Origin of the sequence: Pseudoxanthomonas sp. SGNA-20 (assembly GCF_003931635.1) — a bacterium.
Classification (GTDB): Bacteria; Pseudomonadota; Gammaproteobacteria; order Xanthomonadales; family Xanthomonadaceae; genus Pseudoxanthomonas.
On record NZ_RRYK01000006.1, the window covers coordinates 75,027 to 95,365 of the forward strand.

Sequence of the window (20,339 nt, forward strand, 5' to 3'; positions counted from 1 at the left end):
GTGCCGACCTAGGATGGCGGGTGGCGCAGCGTGTCGAGGATGGCGCACTGGCCGCGCTCGCCGCCGCTGCAACTGCCAATCACCCGTTCGAGCTCCGAGGCCATCCGCTGAAGGTCGTTTAGCCGGTTCCGGATGTCCAGCAGGTGCCCGCGGGCAAGACGGTCGACATCCTGGCAGGACAACCCGTCGTCTTCGGCCAGGCCCAGCAGGCTGCGGATCTCCTCCAGCGAGAAGCCCAGTTCGCGTCCGCGGCTGATGAAGCGCAGCCGATCCGCGTCGGCGGGACGGTAGTCGCGATACCCGCCCGCCGTGCGCGGCGGGGCAGGCAACAACCCGATGCGCTCGTAGTAGCGCACGGTTTCGGGATGGCACCCGCTGCGCTCCGCGACCTCTCCGATCTTCATGGGCTTGACTCTGTAGCGACTCCGGGGTTTAGGATCGCCGACCTGGAAGCGGGCCGCAAATCCTCGGACGCCCGCTCGACTCGGAGACATGATCATGAGTGATTCGTGCGGCTGCGGAAGCACGGTGGATATCCGCGCCCTGGAGGCGGGGCAGCGGCGCGTGTTGATGATCGTGCTGGCAATCAACATCGCCAGCTTCGTGATGATGATCACCGCAGCGATCTACAGCGGCTCGTCCTCGTTGCTGTCGGGCAGCCTCGACAACCTCGGTGATGCGTTGACCTATCTGCTGAGCCTGGCAGTGATCGGCGCGAGCCTGCGCGCCAAGGCCAGGGTGGCGTTGTTCAAGGGATTGCTGATCCTCGGTGCCGCGGTTGCGGTCGCCATCCAGATCGGCTGGCGCCTGGCCCACCCGGAGGTGCCGATCTTCGAGGCCATCGGCATCGCCGCCGTGATCAATCTTGCGTTCAACGCCTTGTGCCTGTGGCTGCTTACCCCGTACCGATTCGGCGACGTGAACATGGCGTCGGCGTGGGAGTGTTCGCGCAACGACATTTATGAAGGCTTCGCAGTGCTCTTGGCTGCCGCCAGTGTGTGGATGTTCGACGCCGGCTGGCCGGATCTTGTTATTGCGACGGTGCTGCTGCTGATGTTCCTGCGCTCGGCGTGGCGGGTGTTGCGTTCGGCGTTGAAAAGCTATCGGGAAGCGGCGTAAGCCTGTCAAAATGGTGATGTCGGGAGAAGATGAGTTCATGCCGGGTACTCCGCGAGATGGACGGATGGCCAAGGCAGTGCGGCATGACCGTCCGGTAGCTGCATCCCGCCCCTGCGCGCCCGTCGAAACCAGATGCGCACGCCGGCGCCTCCAGCAGCTTTTCGGCTACAGGGCCATGTCTTCGTAGCTGCGGGGATGGGAAACCGGTTCCAGGTGCCCGGTCACGCGCATGGCGGGAAACTCCGCCACGATCTTCTCCACCAAGTCTTCCATGGCGTCATGCCCGCGCAGCACCGTCCAGTCGCCGGGTACCAGCATGTGCATCTCCATGAACTGGCGGGCCCCGGACTCGCGTGTGCGCACGGCGTGGAATTCGATCCGGCCCGGTTCGGCGTGCGCGTCCAGGATGGCCTGGATCCGGGCGTTGTCCTGCGGAGACAAGGTCGCATCCATCAGGCCGGAGGCGGATTCGGACATCAGCCGGTAGCCGGTGACCAGGATGTTCACGCCCACCAGGATCGCGATCACCGGATCCAGCCAGTTCCAGCCCGTCAGCCACGCCAGCCCCAGGCCCACCACGACGCCGACCGAGGTGTACACGTCGGCCATCAGGTGCTTGCCATCGGCACGCAGGGTGATGGAGCGATGCCGGGTGCCGACCTTTGATCAGGATCCGCCCGACGACGCCGTTGAGGACAGCGGCCACGATCGAAATGGCGAGGCCGATGCCGAGCGATCCCAACGGCCGCGGGTTGAGCAGGCGATCGATGCCCAGGTAGATGATCGAAGCCGCGGCGACGAAGATCATGATCCCTTCCAGCGCGGCGGAGAAATACTCCACCTTGCTGTGGCCGAAGTGGTGGTCGTCGTCGGCCGGCCGTGCGGCGATGGTCAGCGAGACCAGGGCGACGATGGCGGCCACCAGGTTGACCATCGATTCGGCGGCGTCCGACAGCAGGCCCACCGAGCCGGTGATCGCCCAGGCGCTGCCCTTGAGCAGCACCGTCAGCACCGCGGTCACGATGGCCAGCCAGGCGTATTTCCTCAGGTCCGGAGTGGCTTCGGCCGGTCTGCCATGGGGTTTCATGGAGACTATTGTCCGCTGCGACCGCGGGCGGGGCCAACCGCGCATGTCGCGCAGTCGGCAGGTCCGCTCAGAACCTCGACCGCCCGCAGCAGGCGTCGTCCTTCCGGCGCGGGTCGGCACCGCTTGTGCGCCGGTCGATCCTAAGCGGAGCGCGCATAGGCTGGCAGGCATCAGGTCCACACGATGAGAAGGGCACAGCAAGCCCCGAGCCAGCCGTCCTCGTCCGTAAGCACGTTGAGCAAAGGCCGTTTCCTGTTGAGGAAGCAACACTCTATGTACCATCGAACAAAGGCTCTGTTGCGGACGGAAGGCTCCAATCTAGGACTTCTACGCAACACCGGGAGAAGTACTAGATTTTCGCATAATGCACATCGGGTCGGCCTCAGCACCGATTTCTGCCGCCTGTACGGGCTTCTGAGCCGCGCCGAGGACAGCCACCGCTAGGAGGGCAGCGGTAGCGGCCAGCTTTCGCCATACGGCCTTTTCCTCGCGGCTTACCGCCCGTGCTTCCCCAACGATTCCGAGCACCTTTGCCAGCGGCTCCCCGGTCAGGCCGGCGAGGGTGGCGCACATGACCGTATCGGGTAGCGAATAGCCCGACTTCCAGTTGGCGATTGTGCCTCGGGACACCCCGAGCTTTCTTGCGAACTCTGCATCGCTGGTCACCCCCAAGGCCTTCCGGGCGGCGTCGATCAGGTCTGCGACGGTCTTCATTGTTCAACCCCGTTGACAGGTCTGTTCAACCCCTTTATACATGGCCCCGCGTTCAACGGTGTTGAGCGCGCCCCTCCCCGGTCTCTGCCCCGAGCCGGGGCAGGGGATCGGGGCAAGGGTTCGGGGCAAGGGGTGGGGACATGGGCCAGCTTCTTGCAGTCGTCCTCTTGATCGGCGCCGCAGCGCTGGTCGTCGCCGGCATCGCCGGCTTCTTCCGCTTTCGTCGTCTCCGCCGCTTCCAGCGCCTGGACGCGAACTATCGCGCCGCTGCGCTGGTGTGCAACGCCAAGCGCGAGGTGCGCGCTGCCCAACACCGCGAGTGGAGGAAGGTTTGATGATTCTGGAACCCGAATGCGATTACTGCGGGGCCGATCTTGACCCCGATCTCGACGAGTGCCCGGAGTGCGGCGTTGTGGACCCGTACAACGGCGAGCCGGTGGCCGACCTGGACGAGTGCCCGGTCTGCCACGAGACGTTGAGCGAGGACGGCATCTGCTTGTGGTGCGAGGAAGGCATCGCATGAGCCGCGTCACGGACACCGAACGCGGCGCACGCATGGCGCTCGAACTCGCGGACGGCATGCTGGCCGCCGCGTCGGCGCGTGCTGATCTATTTCCGATTCGTCTTACTCCTCGGCAGCGGCAGATCTGGAAGGGCATCCGCGAGGCCGCTATGGATGAACTGGCCGAACAGGCGGCGTGCCGCGCTGCGCTTTCCGAGGTGTGCGCATGAATCGCGCCTCTCTCCTGGCTGCCGCCGCGCTCCGCACCGCTGAGGCCGCTCCGGCTCTCTGCGCCGCGAAGTTTCCGAAGGCGAGCGTAGCGAGCCTTGGGCTTGTCCATTCCTCAACAAGTGACACGCGCCATCTGCGCCGCGTGTCGGTTGAACTCGATCAGAACCGCATCAGGGCGATGCGCCTGCGGAAATCCATCATTACCGGAGCGAGGCTTCATGACGAAGAAGCGCGGAAAGGTTCGGCGCGTGGCGCGTGGTACATGCTCACCGCGACCTACGCAGAGGGAAGTAACGCAAGCCCTCGTGACGTTAGCGAATTGGTTAAGCGAATCCGGGGCCACTTCGATCGCTTTAACCGACGAAAGGGGCGCGGGCGTGCGCGCCTCCGTTATCTGTGGGTCGGCGAACTCACAAAGCGCCTTCGGCCTCACTACCACCTCCTGATCTGGATTCCGCGCGGCTACTTCATGGGCAAGCCGGACGCGCGCGGCTGGTGGCCGCATGGCATGACCAAGATGGAGCGCGCTCGCAACGCGGTCGGGTATCTCGCCAAGTACGCCTCCAAGTTCTGCGGCGCGATGGCTGAGGCGTTCCCGAAGGGCTTCCGCACTCATGGTGTCGGCGGCCTCAATGACGAGTCCAGGCGCGAACTGCGGTGGTGGAAAGCCCCGAAAGATGCGCGCGACGCACTCGGCCCGTTGGCCGATATCCGCAAAGCCCTAGGCGGCTACGTGGACAAACTCACCGGCGAATTCTGGCCCTCGCCGTGGCGTGTTTCTTTCATCAAGGGCCGGCCTGTTGCATGGAAATTGGAGCCAATCGCATGAACTGCATCATCATCAAGTCGGGCACTGCCACGCCGCGCGCCGTCAAGCGCAAGGACGGCACGCAAGTGATTTTCAAGGAGCAGAAGGCTGCTATCGAGACCGGCGAGGACTTCCCGAAGCCGTTCACGATCAACCTGGGCGACGACCAGCCGCCATATCCGCCGGGCAAGTACCTGCTCGATGTGTCGTCCCTGGAAGTCGGCGATTTCGACTCGTTGAAGGTCGGCCGCCGCATCCACCTGATTCCGATCCCTGCCACGACCGCCAGCGCGGTGAAGGGCTGATCTATGGCGCACGTTGTCCGTGGCTGTCTCGAACGCGATTTCGACGCGTCCACGGGCACGTGCGCGCACGAAATCTGGATTCCGCAACAGAGCAGCTTGCCGGCGCTGACTGTGGCGGAAGCCCAGGCCATCGGGATCGCATTTGCGTTCCTGTGGGCTGTGGCGTTCGTGTTCCGCCGGCTCCGCAAGTTCCTCGATCAAGCCTAAGGAGGCTCAACCATGTTTACCCGTAACAAGCTCGCCGCCCTGACCGGCACCGCCCTGGCCCTGACCGCTCCGTTCGCCTTCGCGTCGGGCGGTTCCGGCAGCGTCGACGTGTCGGGCGTCACCAGCGCCATCGAGGGCGCGGCCGGTCCGATTGCCGCGATCGGCGGCGCGGTGCTGATCGTCCTGGTGGGCATCAAGGTCTACAAGTGGGTTCGTCGCGCGATGTGACCGACCTTTCGGCGGGAGGGGTAGCCCTCCCGCCTGTTCTTTCGAGGGTGATTCGATGGAAGGCTGGATTTGGCTTGCCGCCTGGTTGGTCGCGCTCTACATCGTGTTCGGGGGCGACTGATGAACGTCCGGCGCATCTTTGCCAATGCAGTTGCACGCCGCGTTGCCGCGCTTCTGGTGGCGGCTGCATTGGCATGGCTGGGCCTCGGGGACGCGTCAGCGCAGTCCTATCCGTTTTGTCGTGGCGACTATACGGGCGAAGCGCAGTGCCCCGATGCTGTGACGGCTCACCAGACCGCCCGTGACGCTACGATGCGGGTTTGCAATGGCTACGGCTCTTCTGCTCCGTGTATTGGGCTGGATGGTTTCAATACGTGGAGCAGCGATGGCCGGACGTATATTCAGTACTACTTTAAGGCCGGCAATTTGCCGCGTCAGGCAGGTGCGCGGCGCTACTGGAGCGGAAGCGCCTGCCCGCCTGGGCAAGAGTTCAACCCCTACACGCTGAAATGCGGTACTGCGTGCGCGAGTCGTCCGAACCTGACGAGCGAGTTTTTGCCCAAGAGTGGATCGACGCAGTGTGTTGACGGCTGCGAAGTTGTGTGGTTCAGGAACGGCGATGGCACTTCGACGCGTATGCATCTGGGCAATCAGTGCGACAGCGCGAAGTATCCGGAAACGTGCGTGCCAGGTGGTGCATTCTGGAATCCGATTCTGAGCACGTGCGAGCCGCTGCAGGTGGAGTGCCCCGCGGGGCAAACGAAGAACTCGCGCGGAGAGTGCGCGGCCGAAGCGTGCCCGGCGGGCATGGTGTTGGCTGCCGATGGCACTTGCACCAATGAGCAGAACGAGTGCCCTGCCGGCAACGTCAGGGCCCCAAGCGGTGAGTGCCTCCCGGGTGAGGGTCAATGCGCGGCCGGTGAAGTGCGCCGTGACAATGGCACGTGCGGCAAAGATAGTGACGGCGATGGGGTCGCGGATGTGGATGATGACGACCCGGACAATGATCCAAAGGAGTCGGCGTCGGGCGGGGATACGTGTGACGCGCCTCCGTCGTGCAATGGTGGTGCCATTGACTGCATGCAATTGCGGATTCAATGGCGCATTGATTGCAACACGCGCCGTAACCGCAACGTGTCCGGCGGATCGTGCGCCGCCATTCCGGTCTGCACCGGTGAAAAATGCGACGCGTTGGAATATGCGCAGCTGCTGCAGCAGTGGCGCGCTGCGTGCGCGTTGGAGAAGATCGCTGCGAAGGGGGACGGCACTGGCGGCGGGGGAGGTGATGCTGGCGTGGTCGATCTACTCACCGGCCCCGGATCGATCAACTCCAATGCCGGTGGCGGTGATTCGCTCGAGGACGGCAATCCGTGGGCCGACGAGGGCGAGGAATACGAACCGGACGCTAGCGGCTATGGCTGGTCGCGTAGCTGTCCCAGTCCGCCCAGCTTCACCTTGCCAGGTGGCCAGTCCGTGCAAATCAACCTCACGCCGCTGTGCAATTGGGTGTCCCTCGGCGGCTCGCTCGTCCTGATTCTGGCTGGCCTGCTCAGCCTGCGCATCGTCTCTGGGGGTAACGCGTAATGCCCGCCATCCTCGGCTGGATCGTCTCCGGCGTCATCAGCGGGGTTCTGTGGCTGTTCAAGAACCGCATTGGGCAGATGTGCATGGCCGTCCTCGCGTGGGCGGGCGTGTCGCTGGCCACCTACAACTTGGGCGTTCAGCCCTTTATCGATCATCTGGAAGAACTGGCCCAGGGCGGCATGGGTGGCGGTGAGTACGCCGCCGTCGCGCTGCAATGGCTGGGGCTTCTGAACTTCGACAAGGCGCTGACCATGGTTATCTCTGCTGTCGCTGCCAGGCACGCCGTCAACGCCGGCCGCGTGTTCTTCCGCAAGTCCGTGTCCGGAGCTTGATATGCCTATCGAACTGTTCACCGGTCAGCCCGGCAACGGCAAGACCGCGTTGATGATGGAGCGCCTGCTCGAAGAAGCGGCCAAGGGCGAGCGCCCGATTTTCGCGGCCGGCATCGACGGCTTGCAGCCCGGTCTTGCGACCGTTCTTGACGATCCGCGCAACTGGAACGCCCGCGATCCGCAGACCGGCGAGTATGTGGTCCCGCACGGCGCGCTGATCTTCGTGGATGAAGCTTGGAAGTGGTTCGGCCATTTGCACGATGCCACCCGGCAGGCCACGCCCAAGCACGTCCTCGACCTGGCCGAGCACCGCCATCGCGGCCTCGACTTCGTGTGGACCACGCAGCAGCCGAATCAGCTGTACCCGTTCGTGCGCGGCTTGATCGGCGGCCACCATCACGTCGTGCGCCGGTTCGGGACCAAGTTGATCGATGTGTTCAGCTGGGGCGAGTTGAACGAGGAAATCAAGTCGTCCGCCAAGCGCGAGCTTGCGCAGCGGAAAACCCGCCTTCTGCCGTCGTCGGTGTTCGGGGCCTACAAGTCGGCCGAGGTGCACACGATCAAGGCCCGCATCCCGTTCAAAGTGTTGGCCGTGCCGGTGCTGTTGCTGGCGGCCGTTGTGCTTGGTTGGTGGGCTTTCAGCGTTCTTCGCCCCGATGCCTTTGCTGAAACGATCACGGGCAAAGAGACGGCGAACGCGGCGCCAGCCGCGTCGCCGTCCACCCCCGTGCCCGTGGCGCAGGGCTCCGGTAGCGGGCCGAAATGGGAAACCCTCACGGACTACGCCCGCGACCATCTGCCCCGGTTCGGCACCATGCCCTGGACGGCGCCGGTTTTCGATCAGCGGAGCATCACGGCCGACCCTCAGCTGTATTGCATGTCCTCGCTCGCCGGCGAAGTTGCGGACGGGCAGGAGAGGGAACCGTCGTGTACATGCCTGACGGAGCAGGGCACGCGCTATGAACTGAGTCAGCCTGAGTGCCGCACGGTCGCCAGGCACGGTATGCCCTACAACCCGTATCGGCGCAGCGATGAACAGCGGGTCGAGCGGCCGGCGTCGATTGCGGCCAGTGGCGAGCCTCCGCCGTCGTCCGGTTCGATGCGTGCGATTGCCGGAGACGTCACAAAGGTGCACGGGGCAGGGCCGGTGCTATGACGTCGGGTGGCCGCGAACTGCTGAAATGGCTGGCGTTGGTCCTCATGACCGGCGACCACGTGAACAAGGTCATGTTCGCTGGCTCGCTACAGTGGCTATCGGAAGTGGGGCGCGTCGCGTTCCCGGTGTTTGCCGTGGTGCTGGCCTACAACGCCGCGGTGGATACGCGCCCTGGGACTGCTGGCCGGGCGATTCGCCGCCTGCTGGTGGCTGGGGCGATCGTTCAGCCGTTCCACGCTCTTGCTTTCGGGTACTGGCTGCCGGTGAATGTGCTGTTCTCGCTGGCGCTGGGGCTATACGTCTGCACTGCGCGGAGCGCATGGGCTGCGCTCACAGCATGGGCGGTCCTCGGCCTGTTCGTTGACTACCAGTGGACCGGCCCTGCGCTTATGCTCGGTGCGCGGCTGTGGTTCGGCGCCAGGACGTGGACAGGCCACGTTGTCGCTGCCTTGGCGCTGGGTGCTGCATATGGCGCTCTGAGCCTCTACAACGGCAACGACTGGGCGTTGTTGTCGGTGCCGGTGCTGTGGGTGCTGGGGCGTCTGGATGTGCGCCTGCCGCGCTTCCGCTTTCTCGGGTACTACGTTGCGCACCTGATCTTGCTGGCTGCTATTGCCTCGACGTAGCGCATCTCTCGCCTGGCACGTTCTCCCAGCCGCCGCCGGGTAGGGGGCGGAAGAGGATTCCATCGATGCACTTCCATCCGTGGCGGTTCGTGCTGTGTTGCTGTGCCGCTTGGCGTTGGGCTGCTTCGCGCTGCGCCCTGATCTGGGCGAGGGTCTGTTGGCGCTGGATCTCCTGAGCCCGGCTCGCATGGGATGTGGCAGGCTCGCTCCGGCTCGGACTTTGGAATCGCGTATGCCATGCGGCTACTGTGTCCGCATAGATACGCCAGCCTCCTAGCAATGCAGCTAATAACGCTGCCGCGAGTGCATATATGGCCCAATTTCCGCGCCTGTCCCGCGGCAGTTCGCCTAGATATGGCGGTCGCTCTCGTTCCATGGCGCCCCCCCGCTTCTGGGGCCGCAGGTTAGCCGACAGGGGGTGTAGGGGGCAATGCCCCCTACGCACGGGCAATGATGAGTTTGGGGCCGCTCCTGGGCGATCCTCGCAACGCACCTGCGGTGCCACGGTGGTGATCCGGTTCCGGGTTCAGGTGTTGATGTAGATCCGGGCGTGCTCACCACCCACCCACTGGTGACCCATTCCCTGGGCGCGTGCGCGCCTGTTGTGCGTCCGTTAGCTGGCGAGGGGTCCGATTTCGTTCTGTCGGACGCGGATCACAGTGACGAGCGGCTCTGGCCGCCTGTGCGTGGCCCGGATGTGGGCCAAGCGTTCCTCGGCTTCTTGCCGCCATGCCAGCCCGCGGAGTCGCTCCGGGCTGAATCGGATTCCCTCGGGGCTCACCAGGTCGCGGCCGGCTAGCCGCCATCCGGCCCACGGGCCGGACAGCTTCACATGGTTCCGCGCCACGAGGTCCCGCACCTGGGCGGCGCAGGCGTTAGGGCAAGGGGTTCTGTCGGGCCAGCAAGGGGGACGATGACCGGACGCGCTCAGATCCATGCAACGGAAGCCTCCACGTTGTTGGGTGAGGGTTTCGGCCGATGCAGCTTGTGTACCAGCCAGTCCCGCAGCAGGCGACCCCACCACAGCAGGTTATTTCGCATAATGCACATTATGTTCTAAGGCGAGGCGCCGCATGACACACTGCAGCGAGCCCTTCCTGCCCGTTATCGCTACCTTCTGCCCCGGTTGCCGGTCCGGCCGGTCCTCATCGCATTCCGGGGAGACTCCATGCACCACAAGCGCAGGTTCGGGCTGGCCGTCGCGGTCGTGCTCGCGTTCCAGGCCGAGGCGGCTTCCAGCCTGAAGCTCAACGAGCAAGGCTACTTCGAGGCGCCTGGGCTCAACGTCACCGTGTTTGCCGACATCTACCCGGATGGGCACCAGACCGGCGTGACCGTGATCCAGCATGGCGAGCGCGTTGCTGCCAATGGCGACCTGCGCCTGGAGCCTTCGCCCGGCCAGTGGTCGCCGGTCCCGGCCGGCGACGGCAAGGCCAGCTTCGATCCGGCTACCGGCAGCCTGATCCAGACCCTGCGCTATCCGGACCCGGGCAAGGACCGCAAGGGCTTCAACCCGATCGAGTATCCCGACCTGCACTTCAGCTACAAGGTGGCGGTGACGCCGCTGGACGGGCATTCGTTTCAGGTCTCGGTGCACCTGGACCAGCCGCTGCCGGCCGAATGGGAAGGCAAGGTCGGGTTCAACTTCGAACTGTTCCCGGGCGACCTGTTCGGCAAGTCGTTCCTGATGGACGGCAAGTCCGGCACCTTCCCGCGCCAGGCCAACGGGCCGGTGGCGGTGGTCGAGGGACATACGATCACCGCGCCGCTGGCCAGCGGCCGCACCCTGGTGGTGGCGCCGGAAAACCCGCTGCAGCGGCTGAAGATCGAGAGCCGCAGCGGCCGCCTGGACCTGATCGACGGCCGCGGCAACATGAACAACGGCTGGTACATCGTGCGCGAGGTGACCCGCCCGGGGGCCACCCGCGACGCGGTGACCTGGGTGGTGACGCCCAACGTCGACCCGCAGTGGCGCTACGAGCCGGTGGTGCAGGTCTCGCAGGTCGGCTACCGCCCGCACCAGGCCAAGACCGTGGTCATCGAGCAGGATCCGCGCGACCGCAAGGCCGACCCGCTGGTGCTGTACCGGATCGGCGAGGATGGTCCGCGGGAAGTGGCGCGCTACACGCCCAGGCCCTGGGGCAAGTTCCTGCGCTACCACTACCTGACCGCCGACCTGAGCGAGGTCCGCGAGCCCGGCAGCTACCAGCTGTCCTACCGCGGCAAGTCCACCCACGTCTTCCACATCGACGACGATGTGTTCGACCGCGGCGTCTGGCAGCCGACGCTGGAGTACTTCCTGCCGGCGCAGATGTGCCACATGCGGGTCACGGAGAACTACCGCACCTGGCACGGCCTGGACCACATGGACGATGCGCGCATGGCAAGCCCCGGCGTGCACTTCGACGGCTACGAACAGGGCCCGGACACCCTCACCCGCTTCAAGCCCGGTGACCGCATTCCCGGCATGGCGGTGGGTGGCTGGCACGACGCCGGCGACTACGACCTGCGCATCGAAAGCCAGATGGGCACGATCAAGCTGCTGGCGCAGATGGTCGAGGAGTTCGGCCTGGACCACGACGCCACCACCATCGACCAGGCGCGCAAGGAAACCCGGTTGCTGCGCCCGGACGGGGTGAACGACGCCATCCAGCAGATCGAGCACGGCCTGCTCAACGTGCTGGCCGGCTACCGCGCCCTGGGCCGTACCTACCGCGGCGTGATCGAGCCCACGTTGGAGCAGTACGTGCTGCTGGGCGACGTCACCACGCAGACCGACAACCTCGCCTACGACCCTGCCCTGCCCGCCGGTGCCCGCACCGGGACCACCTCCTCGCTGCAGGACGACCGCTGGGTGTTCACCGAGGACAACCCCAACCGCGAGCTGGAGACGGCCTCGGGCCTGGCGGTGGCGGCGCGGGTGCTGGAGCCCTCGAATCCGGCCATGGCCAAGGAAGCGCTGGACGCGGCGATCGATCTCACGGCCAGGGCGCTGGACCGGGCGACCAGCATCGGTGCGAAGGTGGCGGCGCTGTCCGAGCTGGCGGTAAGCACCGGCGATCCGGCCTACGTGGAGAAGCTGGTTGCGCTGAAGCCGCAGATCGTGGAGGCGATCGACAAGACCGGCCCCTCGCTGGCGGTCGCCCTGCCCCTGGTCAGGGATGCCGACTTCCTGCGCGAGGTCGACGCCGCGGTCGCGGCGCACCAGGCCAAGCTGGCGGACGATGCGACCAGGACGCCCTACCGCGTCCCCTACGTCCCGTACATCTGGGGCGCCGGCTGGGACATCCAGCGCTTTGGCGTGGACCAGTACTACTTCCGCAAGGGCTGGCCGCAGCACACCAGCGACGCCCTGCAGATGGACGCGCTGAACTTCGTGCTGGGCGTGCACCCCGGCAAGGTCACCGAATCCTTCGCCTCGGGCGTGGGCGCGAACTCGGCCACCGTCGCCTACGGCACCAACCGCGCCGACTGGAGCTACATCCCCGGCGGCGTGATCTCCGGCACCGCGCTGATCCGGCCCGACCTGCCGGAGCTGAAGATCTGGCCGTACTTCTGGCAGCAGCGCGAATACGTGATCGGTGGCGGCGCGGAGAACTTCATGTTCCTGGCGCTGGCGGCGGCCAGCCGCCAGCAGGCCGGGAAGTAGGCCGGGAAGTAGGCCGGGGCCTGTCCGGAACGGAGTGCCGGCGGGGCAGCGTGGCGCCATCCCGGTCCGCGTCGGGCACGATGTTGCTTCCCTCCCCCGGGCGGCGGGAGGGGCGCCCTGCCTGGCCCGGCCGGGCAGGCAATCCGGGGCTTGCCGCTATTTCCCACAGGCGTCGGCCACCAGCTGGTCGAGCCGGCGGCGCAGCTCGATGGAACGCTGGCCAACGCGCTCGTTCCGCAGCACCGAATCGCGGTGGCGGCGCGCGGCCTCGCAGCGGTCGTCCGCGGCGGTGGATGTGCCGATGCGCCGGGAAGCCGTCGCGTAGCCTCGCCGCCCGGTTTCGCGCGCACTGCGGCTGTCGCGCGCCGCCGGCAACTGCATGGGCGCAGGCGGCGCGTACTGGCCGTGGTCCCAGGTGCGGGCCGGCTGCTGGCCCTCGCCGCATGGCGCGGACTGGTAGCTGACGCCGCCGTCGGCAGCCACGCATTTATGGATCTGCTGGGCGGATGCGCCGCTGGCCGGCAGCCATGCCAGCGCGGCGGTAATCAGGATCCTGTGCATTCCCTTGCCTCCCCTGGTGTCCGGCGGCCGGTCCGGTGGCCGCCACGGACTGGCGAAGATATACACCCGCCAGGCCGCGGCCGGACACCACCTGCGGGCAACGCCCTTCTGCCGGTCGGACGTGCTCGTCCCCTGGTTGCGACGGGAGGATGTCCGCGGGCGAAGAGGGTAGCCGGCTGGCAGGCTGCGGCGCGGCGGGCTCAGCCGCCCTTCCCCGCTCCCGGCTTGCCGCGCCGCCGCCGCGCCTCCTCGCGCGCCTCGCGCAGGCGGTCCAGCTTCTCCTTGAGCTTGATCTCCAGGCCGCGCTCCACCGGGCGGTAGTACACGCGCTCGCCCATCACGTCCGGGAAGCCGGTCTGGTCGAGGGCAACGCCGCCCTCGGCGTCGTGGTCGTACTGGTAGCCCTTGTTGTAGCCCAGCTGCTTCATCAGCTTCGTCGGCGCGTTGCGCAGGTGCATGGGCACCTCGGCCGTGCCGTACTGGTGGACATCGGCCTTGGCGGCGTTGTACGCGGCGTAAGCCGCGTTGGACTTGGCGGTGCTGGCCAGGTAGATCGCGACCTGGGCCAGGGCCAGGTCGCCCTCCGGGCGGCCGAGGCGTTCGAAGGTGTCCCAGGCATCGATGGCCATCTGCAGGGCGCGCGGATCGGCCAGACCGATGTCCTCCACCGCCATGCGGGTCAGGCGCCGGGCCAGGTACGCCGGATCGCAGCCGCCGTCGAGCATACGCGCCAGCCAGTACACCGCCGCGTCGGGATTGGAGCTGCGCACCGACTTGTGCAGCGCCGAGATCTGGTCGTAGAACTGCTCGCCGCCCTTGTCGAAGCGGCGGGTGCGGTCGGCCAGCACCTGCAGCAGGGTCGATTCGGTGATGCGCCCGCCCTCGTCGGCAGCCAGTTCGGCGGCGATCTCCAGCAGGGTCAGGGCGCGGCGCACGTCGCCGTCGGCGGCCGCGGCGATCTCGCGCAGGGCGCCCTCCTCCACCTCGATCCCCTGGCCGCCGAGGCCGCGCTCGCGGTCCTCCAGTGCGCGCCTGAGCGCGGCGACGATGTCCTCGGCCGAGACTGCCTCCATCACGTGCACGCGGCAGCGCGACAGCAGCGCGGAGTTGAGCTCGAACGAGGGATTCTCGGTGGTGGCGCCGACGAACACGATGCTGCCGCGCTCGATGTGCGGCAGGAACGCGTCCTGCTGGGTCTTGTTGAAGCGGTGCACCTCGTCCACGAACAGCACGGTGCGGCGCCCGGCGTCGAAGCGCTGGCCGGCCTCGGCCAGCACCTGGCGCACCTCGGGCAGGCCGGACAGGACCGCCGAGATGGCGCGGAACTCGGCGTCGGCATACTGGGCCAGCAACAGGGACAGGGTGGTCTTGCCGCAGCCCGGCGGCCCCCACAGGATCATCGAATGCACCCTGCCCGCCTCCACCGCGCGGCGCAGGGCCGAGCCGCGCGCGAGCAGCCGGCGCTGGCCGACCATCTCGTCCAGGCTGCGCGGCCGCATGCGCTCGGCCAGCGGGCGCATGGCCTCCTGGCGGGCGGGATCGGCGGGCGTTTCCGGTGTGGGCGCCAGCAGGTCCTGCTCGGCGGCGGCGGTGCGACGGGTGCGGCTCATGCGCCCATGATAGAGCGCCGGGGCCCCGTGCCGGGGCCGCGCAGCCTGGCAAGGCCGGCGGATTGGGTCGCCGGCCGCTGGCTCAGTGGCCGACCACGTCCACGCCCTTGGCCGGAGTGAACCTGAAGGTGCCGGCAGCGAAGGACGGGTTGCGCTTCCAGCCGCTGAAGCGCAGTTCGGTCTTCTGCCCGACCAGGTCGACCACCTGCATGCGCGCAAGGCCCTGCGGGCCGAAGCCCAGGCGCGCCATCTGGAAGCTGGCCTCGGTGTCGACCTTCGGAGTCAGGGTCAGCCATTCCAGGCCCTCGCTGGGCACGGCTTCCTCGCTGACGTCGAACTGGCGTTCCAGCCGCGACGGTTCGAACAGCGCCACCAGCGGGCTGTTGCGCTCTTCCTCGCCCTGCGGCTTGACCGTGGCCTGCTGCAGGTCCGGCTCGTACATCCAGACCTTCTGGCCGTCGGCCACGATCAGCTGCTCGAACGGCTTCTGGTACTCCCAGCGGAACAGGCGCGGCGCCGACACGGCGACCATGCCGCTGCTGCGCTCCTTGCTGCGGCCGTTGGCGTCGAACACCTGCTGCTCGAAGCGCCCCTCCAGGCCCTTGAGGCCGCTGGTGAAGCGCACCAGCTCGTCGCGGGCGCCGGCGAGGGCCGGGCCGGAAACCAGGACCAGGGCGAGGAGTCCGAGACCGAAGCGGAAGCGATTGGACATGGCAGCAGTGTTTCGTATCGGGGTGGGCGGAAGTGTGACGCCGCGAAGCTGAACAAGGAGGCGAGGCCGGGAGTATTGCCTGCCCCCTGGATGGCGGCGCCAGTCCGGTACCCGGGCCCTGGGCGGCTGGCGGCCTGGCCGAAAGCATCGGACCGGCGGCCGACGGCCTCAATCGCGCGGCGGCGGCGGGGCCAGGACGCTGCGGTCGCCGTTGTGTTCCGGCGCGCTGACCACGCCGGCGGCCTCCATCGCCTCGATCAGGCGCGCGGCGCGGTTGTAGCCGATCTTCAGCCGGCGCTGCACGCCGGAAATCGAGGCGCGGCGGGTCTCGGTGACGATGCGCACGGCCTCGTCGTACAGCGGGTCGGATTCGTCCCCGCCGCCGCCGCTGCTCTCCGGCAGGCCGGTGGCGCCAATCACCACGCCGTCGCCCAGGGTCTGCACCTCGTCCAGCACGCCGTCGATGTACTCGGCCTTGCCGCTGGCCTTGAGGTGCTCGACCACGCGGTGCACCTCGTCGTCGCTGACGAACGCGCCGTGCACGCGCTCGGGCATGCCCGTGCCCGGCGGCAGGTAGAGCATGTCGCCGTGGCCCAGCAGGGTCTCGGCGCCGGACTGGTCGAGGATGGTGCGCGAGTCGATCTTGCTGGAGACCTGGAAGGCGATGCGGGTCGGGATGTTGGCCTTGATCAGGCCGGTGATCACGTCCACCGACGGGCGCTGGGTGGCCAGGATCAGGTGGATGCCGGCGGCACGCGCCTTCTGCGCCAGGCGGGCGATCAGCTCCTCCACCTTCTTGCCGACGATCATCATCATGTCGGCGAATTCGTCGATGAAGATGACGATGAACGGCAGCGGCTCCAGCGGGCGCGGCGCCTCGCCCAGCTCCGGGTTCGGCTTGAACAGCGGGTCCATCAGCGGCTGGCCGGCGTCGATCGCGTCCTTGACCTTCTTGTTGAAGCCGGCCAGGTTGCGCACGCCCACCGCGCTCATCAGCTTGTAGCGGCGCTCCATCTCCGCCACGCACCAGCGCAGGCCGTTGGCGGCCTCCTTCATGTCGGTGACCACCGGCGCCAGCAGGTGCGGAATGTCCTGGTAGACGCTCAGCTCGAGCATCTTCGGGTCGATCATCAGGACCCGCAGTTCCTTGGGCGTGGCCTTGTACAGCAGGCTCAGCACCATGGCGTTGACCGCCACCGACTTGCCCGAGCCGGTGGTGCCGGCCACCAGCAGGTGCGGCATGCGCGCCAGGTCGGCCACGGTCGGACGGCCGGCGATGTCCTTGCCCAGGGCCAGGGTCAGCACGCTGGGCGACTTGTCGTATTCCTTCGAGCGCAGCAGCTCGGAGAGGAAGATCATCTCCCGGCTGGTGTTGGGGATCTCCAGGCCGATCACCGACTTGCCCGGGATCACGTCGACCACGCGCACCGACTTCACCGACAGGCCGCGGGCGATGTCCTTGTCCAGCGAACTGATCTGGCTGACCTTCACGCCCGGGGCCGGCTCCAGCTCGAAGCGGGTGATCACCGGGCCCGGATAGGCGCCGACCACCTGCACGTCGATGCGGAAGTCCTTGAGCTTGAACTCGATCTGCCGCGACAGGACCTCCAGGGTCTCCTCGGAATAACCCTTGGCCTGCGGCTTGGGATCGTCCAGCAGCGACAGCGGCGGCAGGCCGTCCGGGGTACCGCCGGCGCCCTGGAACAGCGGGATCTGGGTCTCGCGCTTGGCGCGCTCGCTCTTCTCCACCACCGGCGGCGCCGGCGGTTCGATCCGCACCGGCTCGCGCTTCGCCTGGCGCTGGGCCTCGCTCTTGCGGACCTCCTGGCGCTCCTCGCGCAGCTCGCGGGTGCGCTTCCACTCCTCGGCCTGCTGGGTCTTGCGGCGCAACAGTTCCGGCAGCGCCAGCACCCCGGCGCCGATCTTCTCCATCACCCAGAACCACGACAGACCGGTGGCCAGGGTCACCGAAACCAGCAGCAGCACGATCAGGAACAGGTTGGCGCCCAGCGGGCCGAAGCCGGCCTGCAGGGTCTTGCCCAGGGCCTGGCCGATCACGCCGCCGGCGCGCGCCACGTCCTGGGCGTACACGCCGATCAGGCGCACGTGCAGCATGCCGGTGGCGCCGAACAGGAAACCGAAGGTGCCGACCAGGCGCAGCGCCGGCCCCAGCTCGTCCTCCTCGCCCAGGCCGAACAACGCGATCCACGCCACCGCGCCCAGCGCCACCGGCACCAGGAACGCGGCATAGCCGAACAGGAACAGCAGCACGTCGGCGATCCACGCGCCCGCGCGGCCGCCGAGGTTCTGCACCGGCGCGACCACGCTGCCGCTATGCGACCAGCCCGGGTCGGTCGGCGAATAGGTGAACAGGCAGGCCAGCAGGTACAGCAGTGCCGGCGCGATCACGATCAATGCCAGGTCCCGCCACAGGCGCTGCCGCGCGGGACTGGCCACGCCGGCTTCGCGCGACTTGCCGCGGGTGGACTTGCTGCGTTCCGTCAATGCCTTGGCCACGTCGCTCCGCAAACTTGAACTGGCTGCAGGAATCCTGCGTTAGGCATTGATCTTAAACGAATCTGCCGGGCCAGTCACAGGAAATCGCACGCCATCGCGCCAGCGGCCGCCGGCCGCAGCCCGGCAACCGTTCGCCTTGATTCGCATGTGCCCGGCCGCCACTCTATGCGCGGCCCTGCGAAGGGTCCCCTTCTTTCCCCGAACGACTATACATGACCGCTCCCAAGCACTCGCGCCTGCTCATCCTCGGTTCCGGCCCGGCCGGCTGGACCGCCGCCGTCTACGCCGCCCGCGCCAACCTCAAGCCGGTGGTGATCACCGGCCTGCAGCAGGGCGGGCAGCTGATGACGACCACCGAGGTCGACAACTGGCCCGGCGACGCCCACGGCCTGATGGGCCCGGACCTGATGGCGCGGATGCAGGCGCATGCCGAGCGCTTCGACACCGAGGTGGTGTTCGACCACATCCACACCGCCGACCTGTCCAGGCGTCCGTTCACCCTGGTCGGCGACAGCGGCACCTACACCTGCGACGCCCTGATCATCGCCACCGGCGCCACCGCCAAGTACCTGGGCATCCCCTCCGAGGAGAAGTACAAGGGCCGTGGCGTGTCCGCCTGCGCCACCTGCGACGGCTTCTTCTACCGCGACCAGGACGTGGTCGTGGTCGGCGGCGGCAACACCGCGGTCGAGGAGGCGTTGTACCTGTCCAACATCGCCCGCAAGGTCTACCTGGTCCACCGCCGCGATACCCTGCGCGCGGAAAAGATCATGCAGGACAAGCTGTTCGCCAAGGTCGAGGCCGGCAAGATCGAGCCGGTCTGGCACCACGTGGTGGACGAGGTGCTGGGCGACGACGCCGGCGTGACCGGCGTGCGGGTCAAGTCCACCCTGGACGGCAGCACCCGCCAGATCGCCGCCCACGGCTTCTTCGTGGCCATCGGCCACCAGCCCAACACCGGCCTGTTCGAGGGCCAGCTGGCCATGGACAACGGCTACATCACCATCCGCTCGGGCCTGGGCGGCAACGTCACCGCCACCTCGGTGGAAGGCGTGTTTGCCGCCGGCGACGTGGCCGACCAGCACTACCGCCAGGCGATCACCTCGGCCGGCTTCGGCTGCATGGCCGCGCTGGACGCCGAGCGCTTCCTGGACAAGGGCGCCTGAGGCGACCGATGAAGGCCGGACGCTGCTATCCCGGTGGCGTCCTGGCCGGCGCGCGCCGCCGCGGTCGCGGGATGGCGCGTCCATGAGCGCCGGGCTGCGCACGCGCTGGCTTGATGGCCTGGCCCGGGTCCCGGCCAGGCAGTGGGATGCCTTGCACGACGGCGGCAATCCCTTCGTGGCCCACGCCTTCCTCGAAGGCCTGGAACGCCACGGCTGCCTGCGCCCCGGATGGGGCTGGACGCCGCGCCATCTCACCCTGTGGGACGGCGATACCCTGGTGGCGGCCGCGCCCGGCTATCTGAAGACCAACTCGCACGGCGAGTTCGTGTTCGACCATGCCTGGGCCCGCGCCTATGCCGGGCACGGCCTGGACTACTACCCCAAGTGGCTGTGCGCCGTGCCCTACTCGCCGGTCACCGGGCCGCGCCTGCTGGCGCGCGACCCGGCCGTGCGCGGGGCCCTGGTACGGGCGATGTGCGCGCTGGTCGAGGACGAAGGGCTGTCCTCGGCCCACGTCAATTTCCACCTGCCGGCCGAGTCCGGGGCCTTCGATGCGGCCTGGCTGGAGCGCACCGACGTCCAGTACCACTGGCGCAACCCGGGGCACTGGCGCCGGTTCGACGACTACCTGGCGGACATGGACCATCGCCACCGCAAGAACATCCGCCAGGAGCGTGGCAAGGTAGCCCGCTCCGGGATCACGTTCCGGCGCCTGCATGGCGACGAGGCCGGGCCCGACGAACTGGATGCCATCCACGGCTTCTACCTGCAGACCTTCGCCGAATACGGCAACGCGCCCGCGCTGACCCGGGACTTCATCGGACATCTTGCGCGAACAATGCCGCGCAACATGCTGATAATTCTTGCCTATCTGGATGGATCGCCGGTTGCCGGGGCGCTCTGCCTGCGCGGCGGCGACACCCTCTACGGACGCTACTGGGGCAGCCACCTGCGCCTGCCGGGCCTGCACTTCGAGACCTGCTACTACCAAGGCATCGAGTACTGCCTGGAGCAGGGCCTGGCCCGGTTCGAGCCGGGCGCGCAGGGCGAGCACAAGCTGGCGCGCGGCTTCCTGCCGGCGTTCGTGCACAGCCGCCACTACATCGCCCATCCCGCGTTCCGGGAGGCGCTGGCCACCTGGTGCGCCGAGGAGCGCCAGACGGTGGAGCGGTATGCGCGCAGCCTGGGCAGGCACGGGCCGTTCCGCACGGCGGAGGGCGGCTGA

Annotated in this window: 21 protein-coding genes and 2 pseudogenes; 15 read left to right on the forward strand and 8 right to left on the reverse strand. The window is 67.6% G+C overall.

The annotated features are described in order from the left end of the window. Positions 1–8: 8 nt before the first annotated feature. The gene (locus tag EIM48_RS11415) at positions 9–404 is read right to left on the reverse strand and encodes a helix-turn-helix domain-containing protein (RefSeq protein ID WP_095208871.1); all 396 of its coding nucleotides are present in this window, start codon (positions 402–404) and stop codon (positions 9–11) included. Between the two features lie 94 nt (positions 405–498). Between EIM48_RS11415 and EIM48_RS11420 the strand changes: the two genes are divergently transcribed. Further along, positions 499–1,119, forward strand: a complete 621-nt coding sequence (locus EIM48_RS11420) for a cation transporter (protein ID WP_125077106.1) — start codon at positions 499–501, stop codon at positions 1,117–1,119. A gap of 165 nt (positions 1,120–1,284) precedes the next feature. On the opposite strand, the gene EIM48_RS15435 is transcribed toward EIM48_RS11420, so the two are convergent. The 3 genes and pseudogenes from EIM48_RS15435 to EIM48_RS11430 form a co-directional block, all read right to left on the reverse strand. Next, positions 1,285–1,728 (reverse strand): cation diffusion facilitator family transporter, encoded by a 444-nt coding sequence (locus tag EIM48_RS15435; RefSeq protein WP_233581687.1) that lies wholly within the window; start codon positions 1,726–1,728, stop codon positions 1,285–1,287. Between the two features lie 106 nt (positions 1,729–1,834). Next, a pseudogene (locus tag EIM48_RS15770) lies at positions 1,835–2,488 on the reverse strand (cation diffusion facilitator family transporter); the annotation flags it as partial. A gap of 45 nt (positions 2,489–2,533) precedes the next feature. Continuing rightward, positions 2,534–2,920: a helix-turn-helix transcriptional regulator gene (locus tag EIM48_RS11430; protein WP_125111695.1), complete on the reverse strand. Its 387-nt coding sequence runs from the start codon at positions 2,918–2,920 to the stop codon at positions 2,534–2,536. A 140-nt stretch (positions 2,921–3,060) separates the two neighbouring features. On the opposite strand from EIM48_RS11430, the gene EIM48_RS11435 reads away from it, so the two are divergent. The 12 genes and pseudogenes from EIM48_RS11435 (at position 3,061) to EIM48_RS11495 (ending at position 12,548) form a co-directional block, all read left to right on the forward strand. After that, the gene (locus EIM48_RS11435) at positions 3,061–3,255 is read left to right on the forward strand and encodes a hypothetical protein (RefSeq protein WP_125111696.1); all 195 of its coding nucleotides are present in this window, start codon (positions 3,061–3,063) and stop codon (positions 3,253–3,255) included. Next, positions 3,255–3,443, forward strand: coding sequence for a hypothetical protein (locus EIM48_RS11440; protein ID WP_125111697.1), 189 nt, complete (start codon positions 3,255–3,257; stop codon positions 3,441–3,443). Before EIM48_RS11435 ends, EIM48_RS11440 begins: the two co-directional genes overlap by 1 nt. Then, positions 3,440–3,652 carry a hypothetical protein gene (locus EIM48_RS11445; protein WP_125111698.1) on the forward strand — a complete coding sequence of 71 codons (213 nt, stop codon included), beginning with the start codon at positions 3,440–3,442 and terminating at the stop codon, positions 3,650–3,652. Before EIM48_RS11440 ends, EIM48_RS11445 begins: the two co-directional genes overlap by 4 nt. Positions 3,653–3,729: 77 nt before the next feature. Beyond that, a pseudogene (locus EIM48_RS11450) lies at positions 3,730–4,482 on the forward strand (replication initiation protein); the annotation flags it as partial. Further along, complete coding sequence (locus tag EIM48_RS11455; protein ID WP_158675210.1) at positions 4,479–4,766, forward strand: single-stranded DNA-binding protein; 288 nt, start codon at positions 4,479–4,481, stop codon at positions 4,764–4,766. The pseudogene EIM48_RS11450 and the gene EIM48_RS11455, both read left to right, overlap by 4 nt. A 3-nt stretch (positions 4,767–4,769) precedes the next feature. Beyond that, positions 4,770–4,973: a hypothetical protein gene (locus tag EIM48_RS11460; RefSeq protein ID WP_125111701.1), complete on the forward strand. Its 204-nt coding sequence runs from the start codon at positions 4,770–4,772 to the stop codon at positions 4,971–4,973. A gap of 12 nt (positions 4,974–4,985) precedes the next feature. Beyond that, a complete protein-coding gene (locus EIM48_RS11465; protein WP_125111702.1) occupies positions 4,986–5,201 on the forward strand; it encodes a major capsid protein in 216 nt (71 codons plus the stop codon). A gap of 120 nt (positions 5,202–5,321) precedes the next feature. Continuing rightward, positions 5,322–6,785 carry a virulence factor TspB C-terminal domain-related protein gene (locus EIM48_RS11470; protein WP_125111703.1) on the forward strand — a complete coding sequence of 488 codons (1,464 nt, stop codon included), beginning with the start codon at positions 5,322–5,324 and terminating at the stop codon, positions 6,783–6,785. Further along, entirely contained in the window at positions 6,785–7,117 is a 333-nt protein-coding gene (locus tag EIM48_RS11475) for a DUF2523 family protein (RefSeq protein ID WP_125111704.1), read from the forward strand. Before EIM48_RS11470 ends, EIM48_RS11475 begins: the two co-directional genes overlap by 1 nt. A 1-nt stretch (position 7,118) precedes the next feature. Next, on the forward strand, positions 7,119–8,273 hold the full coding sequence (locus tag EIM48_RS11480; RefSeq protein ID WP_125111705.1) for a zonular occludens toxin domain-containing protein: 1,155 nt from the start codon (positions 7,119–7,121) through the stop codon (positions 8,271–8,273). Then, on the forward strand, positions 8,270–8,899 hold the full coding sequence (locus EIM48_RS11485; RefSeq protein ID WP_125111706.1) for a TraX family protein: 630 nt from the start codon (positions 8,270–8,272) through the stop codon (positions 8,897–8,899). The genes EIM48_RS11480 and EIM48_RS11485 overlap by 4 nt, the downstream gene beginning before the upstream one ends. Before the next feature lie 1,168 nt (positions 8,900–10,067). Beyond that, entirely contained in the window at positions 10,068–12,548 is a 2,481-nt protein-coding gene (locus tag EIM48_RS11495; RefSeq protein WP_125111708.1) for a glycoside hydrolase family 9 protein, read from the forward strand. Between the two features lie 156 nt (positions 12,549–12,704). On the opposite strand, the gene EIM48_RS11500 is transcribed toward EIM48_RS11495, so the two are convergent. The 4 genes from EIM48_RS11500 to EIM48_RS11515 form a co-directional block, all read right to left on the reverse strand. Continuing rightward, positions 12,705–13,109: a DUF4124 domain-containing protein gene (locus tag EIM48_RS11500; protein WP_019398934.1), complete on the reverse strand. Its 405-nt coding sequence runs from the start codon at positions 13,107–13,109 to the stop codon at positions 12,705–12,707. Between the two features lie 200 nt (positions 13,110–13,309). After that, entirely contained in the window at positions 13,310–14,629 is a 1,320-nt protein-coding gene (locus EIM48_RS11505) for a replication-associated recombination protein A (RefSeq protein ID WP_233581689.1), read from the reverse strand. A gap of 172 nt (positions 14,630–14,801) precedes the next feature. After that, a complete protein-coding gene (gene lolA / locus EIM48_RS11510; RefSeq protein WP_019398932.1) occupies positions 14,802–15,431 on the reverse strand; it encodes an outer membrane lipoprotein chaperone LolA in 630 nt (209 codons plus the stop codon). 168 nt (positions 15,432–15,599) lie between these two features. Further along, positions 15,600–17,948 (reverse strand): DNA translocase FtsK, encoded by a 2,349-nt coding sequence (locus EIM48_RS11515; RefSeq protein ID WP_026010587.1) that lies wholly within the window; start codon positions 17,946–17,948, stop codon positions 15,600–15,602. 212 nt (positions 17,949–18,160) lie between these two features. Between EIM48_RS11515 and trxB the strand changes: the two genes are divergently transcribed. Together trxB and EIM48_RS11525 are read left to right on the forward strand one after the other, a co-directional pair. Next, positions 18,161–19,114 carry a thioredoxin-disulfide reductase gene (gene trxB / locus EIM48_RS11520; protein ID WP_019398930.1) on the forward strand — a complete coding sequence of 318 codons (954 nt, stop codon included), beginning with the start codon at positions 18,161–18,163 and terminating at the stop codon, positions 19,112–19,114. 82 nt (positions 19,115–19,196) lie between these two features. Further along, positions 19,197–20,339, forward strand: a complete 1,143-nt coding sequence (locus EIM48_RS11525; protein ID WP_125111709.1) for a GNAT family N-acetyltransferase — start codon at positions 19,197–19,199, stop codon at positions 20,337–20,339.

Excerpts from the sequence above, each read along its gene's own strand:
- EIM48_RS11470 (WP_125111703.1), top strand. The coding sequence starts at position 5,322 with ATGAACGTCCGGCGCATCTTTGCCAATGCAGTTGCACGCCGCGTTGCC.
- lolA (WP_019398932.1), bottom strand. The coding sequence starts at position 15,431 with ATGTCCAATCGCTTCCGCTTCGGTCTCGGACTCCTCGCCCTGGTCCTG.
- EIM48_RS11465 (WP_125111702.1), top strand. The coding sequence starts at position 4,986 with ATGTTTACCCGTAACAAGCTCGCCGCCCTGACCGGCACCGCCCTGGCC.
- EIM48_RS11445 (WP_125111698.1), top strand. The coding sequence starts at position 3,440 with ATGAGCCGCGTCACGGACACCGAACGCGGCGCACGCATGGCGCTCGAA.
- EIM48_RS11430 (WP_125111695.1), bottom strand. The coding sequence starts at position 2,920 with ATGAAGACCGTCGCAGACCTGATCGACGCCGCCCGGAAGGCCTTGGGG.
- trxB (WP_019398930.1), top strand. The coding sequence starts at position 18,161 with ATGACCGCTCCCAAGCACTCGCGCCTGCTCATCCTCGGTTCCGGCCCG.
- EIM48_RS11420 (WP_125077106.1), top strand. The coding sequence starts at position 499 with ATGAGTGATTCGTGCGGCTGCGGAAGCACGGTGGATATCCGCGCCCTG.
- EIM48_RS11480 (WP_125111705.1), top strand. The coding sequence starts at position 7,119 with ATGCCTATCGAACTGTTCACCGGTCAGCCCGGCAACGGCAAGACCGCG.
- EIM48_RS11460 (WP_125111701.1), top strand. The coding sequence starts at position 4,770 with ATGGCGCACGTTGTCCGTGGCTGTCTCGAACGCGATTTCGACGCGTCC.
- EIM48_RS11435 (WP_125111696.1), top strand. The coding sequence starts at position 3,061 with ATGGGCCAGCTTCTTGCAGTCGTCCTCTTGATCGGCGCCGCAGCGCTG.
- EIM48_RS11415 (WP_095208871.1), bottom strand. The coding sequence starts at position 404 with ATGAAGATCGGAGAGGTCGCGGAGCGCAGCGGGTGCCATCCCGAAACC.
- EIM48_RS11475 (WP_125111704.1), top strand. The coding sequence starts at position 6,785 with ATGCCCGCCATCCTCGGCTGGATCGTCTCCGGCGTCATCAGCGGGGTT.
- EIM48_RS11525 (WP_125111709.1), top strand. The coding sequence starts at position 19,197 with ATGAGCGCCGGGCTGCGCACGCGCTGGCTTGATGGCCTGGCCCGGGTC.
- EIM48_RS11500 (WP_019398934.1), bottom strand. The coding sequence starts at position 13,109 with ATGCACAGGATCCTGATTACCGCCGCGCTGGCATGGCTGCCGGCCAGC.
- EIM48_RS11440 (WP_125111697.1), top strand. The coding sequence starts at position 3,255 with ATGATTCTGGAACCCGAATGCGATTACTGCGGGGCCGATCTTGACCCC.
- EIM48_RS11455 (WP_158675210.1), top strand. The coding sequence starts at position 4,479 with ATGAACTGCATCATCATCAAGTCGGGCACTGCCACGCCGCGCGCCGTC.
- EIM48_RS15435 (WP_233581687.1), bottom strand. The coding sequence starts at position 1,728 with ATGGCCGACGTGTACACCTCGGTCGGCGTCGTGGTGGGCCTGGGGCTG.
- EIM48_RS11485 (WP_125111706.1), top strand. The coding sequence starts at position 8,270 with ATGACGTCGGGTGGCCGCGAACTGCTGAAATGGCTGGCGTTGGTCCTC.
- EIM48_RS11495 (WP_125111708.1), top strand. The coding sequence starts at position 10,068 with ATGCACCACAAGCGCAGGTTCGGGCTGGCCGTCGCGGTCGTGCTCGCG.
- EIM48_RS11505 (WP_233581689.1), bottom strand. The coding sequence starts at position 14,629 with ATGCGCCCGCTGGCCGAGCGCATGCGGCCGCGCAGCCTGGACGAGATG.